This is a genomic window from uncultured Streptococcus sp. (assembly GCF_963456385.1).
Classification (GTDB): domain Bacteria; phylum Bacillota; class Bacilli; order Lactobacillales; family Streptococcaceae; genus Streptococcus.
The window spans coordinates 1-2,929 of record NZ_CAUOLF010000040.1 but is presented as its reverse complement, the minus strand read 5'-3'; the positions used below and the strand labels follow the sequence as shown (position 1 = coordinate 2,929).

General features: G+C 38.9%; 3 protein-coding genes. All 3 read left to right on the top strand.

Annotation, left to right across the window (positions count from 1 at the left end):
• Positions 1-928 (top strand): DNA-directed RNA polymerase subunit alpha (locus RP262_RS11165; protein ID WP_311155191.1); only part of this gene is annotated, 928 nt, incomplete at its 5' end.
• 11 nt (positions 929-939) lie between these two features.
• The gene (rplQ, locus tag RP262_RS11160; protein WP_002894521.1) at positions 940-1,326 is read left to right on the top strand and encodes a 50S ribosomal protein L17; all 387 of its coding nucleotides are present in this window, start codon (positions 940-942) and stop codon (positions 1,324-1,326) included.
• Between the two features lie 247 nt (positions 1,327-1,573).
• The gene (locus RP262_RS11155) at positions 1,574-2,833 is read left to right on the top strand and encodes a gamma-glutamylcysteine synthetase (protein ID WP_311155190.1); all 1,260 of its coding nucleotides are present in this window, start codon (positions 1,574-1,576) and stop codon (positions 2,831-2,833) included.
• Positions 2,834-2,929: the final 96 nt, after the last annotated feature.

Genomic DNA, 2,929 nt, shown 5'->3' with positions numbered 1-2,929 from the left:
TGAAAAACCAAATATAACAAAAATTGATGAAAATAAAGATTATGGCAAGTTTGTAGTAGAGCCGCTTGAGCGTGGCTATGGTACAACACTGGGAAATTCTCTTCGCCGTGTGCTTTTGGCTTCACTTCCAGGTGCTGCTGTTACTTCAATTAATATTGAAGGTGTTTTGCACGAGTTTGATACAATTTCCGGTGTCCGCGAAGACGTGATGCAAATTATTCTGAACGTCAAAGGGATTGCTGTAAAATCTTACGTCCAAGACGAAAAGATTATTGAACTGGATGTTGAAGGACCAGCAGAAGTAACTGCCGGAGACATTTTGACAGACAGTGATATTGAAATTATAAACCCTGATCATTATCTCTTTACAATCGGAGAAGGCGCAAGCTTTAAGGCAACGATGACTGTCAACAGCGGTCGTGGTTATGTGCCTGCAGATGAAAATAAGAAAGATGATGCACCAGTGGGAACACTTGCGGTGGATTCTATCTATACGCCAGTGACAAAAGTTAATTACCAGGTTGAGCCAGCTCGTGTTGGTAGCAACGATGGTTTTGACAAACTAACCCTTGAAATTTTAACGAATGGAACAATTATTCCAGAAGATGCTTTGGGACTTTCAGCCCGCATCCTTACGGAACATTTGAATCTCTTCACTAACCTGACAGAAGTAGCTATCGCTGCAGACGTTATGAAGGAAGCAGAAAAGACTTCTGATGACCGCATTTTGGAACGGACAATCGAAGAATTAGATTTGTCAGTTCGCTCATACAACTGTTTGAAACGTGCAGGTATCAATACTGTATTTGATTTGACAGAAAAATCTGAGCCTGAAATGATGAAAGTTCGTAACTTAGGACGTAAGAGTCTAGAAGAAGTAAAAGTTAAACTTGCTGATCTCGGTCTGGGGTTAAAAAACGATAAATAAAGGAGGAATACATGGCTTACCGTAAACTAGGACGCACTAGCTCACAACGTAAAGCAATGCTTCGCGATTTGACTACTGATTTGCTGATCAACGAATCAATCGTGACAACTGAAGCTCGTGCTAAAGAAATCCGTAAAACAGTTGAAAAAATGATTACATTGGGCAAACGTGGAGACTTGCACGCTCGTCGTCAAGCTGCAGCTTTTGTACGCAATGAAATCGCATCAGAAAACTATGATGAAGCAACAGAAAAGTATACTACAACTACTGCTCTTCAAAAATTGTTCTCTGAGATTGCACCACGCTATGCAGAGCGCAACGGTGGATATACTCGTATCCTGAAAACTGAACCGCGCCGCGGAGATGCTGCGCCAATGGCAATCATCGAATTAGTATAAGATCATCAATCTTTGTTGAGTGTTATGATGATGGAATAGAATCTCTATTCTTAGTCTAGCTCTGGTCTACCGCTAGGATTTTGTCCTAGCGGGAACACTCATCATATAGTTGATAATAGGTAGACGCTTGTTTACGAAATTGCTTTTAAGGCAAAAACAATTTCGTAAGCAGGCGTTTTTGCATGAAGCTAGGAAAATACCTGAAATTTTGTTATAATACTCTAACACTATCAAAAATTTATAGGAAATGGAAATGACTGATTCAATCCAAATTTTAAAAGAGCGTTATTTAAAGAATATTAAAGAAAATCCAACTGTCTACATTGGCATTGAGTTAGAATTTCCTATTGTCAATTGCCAGGGCGGAGCGACGGATACAAATGTTGCCAAGAATCTTTTGAAGCGTCTATTGGAAGAGTATGATTTTGAGTCGGAACGATTTGATAGAGATGGCAATCCCATCCAACTGAAATCTATTAAAAATGAAGACAGGATTCTTTTTGAGGTCTCTTACAATACTTTGGAATTTGCTTTTGCCAAGGCTAGTAGAATTCAAGAAGTTGAAGAGCGTTTTAAGAAGTATCTAGACATTATTCAGCCAATTCTGCGCGAAGAAAACCATGAAATTCAAGGAGAAGGTATTCATCCTTTATGGGCTGAAAATGATAATAGTCCAGTTAAATATCCAAGATATGAAATGCTGATGCAGTATTTAGCTATGGGAAAGAACATGGAAGGTTTGCACAATTATCCAGAATATGGTGCTTTTATTTGTGGAAGTCAAGTTCAGCTGGATGTCTCAAGAGAAAATTATTTAAGCGTCATCAATGTCTTCAATCAAATTGAAGCTGCTAAAGCATACCTCTTTGCCAATTCAGAGTTTTCAGATTCTTCTTGGGATACAAAAATAGCTCGGGATATTTTCTGGGAGCAATCGATGCATGGCATTTTACAGGAAAATGCGGGTGTGAATTCAAAAGATTTTCAAACTGAAGATGAATTTTTTGCTTATCTTAGTAAATCTGCGCTTTTCACTGCTGAACGGGAAGGTAAATCCTACTATTTCTATCCTATAGCTGCTAATGAATACATGAGTCAGAAAACTATTGAGGCTTATAGCCTTTCAGGTGAAAAAGTAAACTTGACTCCGAGGGAAGCGGACTTCAAGAATCACAGAAGTTACCAGTATCAAGATTTGACGACACGGGGGACAGTAGAGTTTCGGAGCGTCTGCACCCAGCCTTTTGATAAAACTTTTGCTTCTGCCGCTTTTCATCTTGGTATTTTAGAAAACTTGGAGAATGTAAAAGCCTATTTACAAGACGCTCCCTTCTTTCAGGAGGAAGGCCGGGATTACAAAGATTTAAGAAGAAAGTTTTCTAAAAAAGAGTTGTCTGCAAGTGAAAGAGAGCATATTTATGAATTCGCAAAGAGTTTGCTTCAGCTGGCGAGAGCTGGTTTAGTCTCCCGTCGACTAGGTGAGGAAGCTTATCTTCCCTCTCTTTAATAGAGCTGACCTCTGATGAATAAAAAAGTCTAGAAAATTTAAAAAAAATTAGAAAAAGGTATTGACAGGAGGTGTGGTTGGGTGATATACTAATAT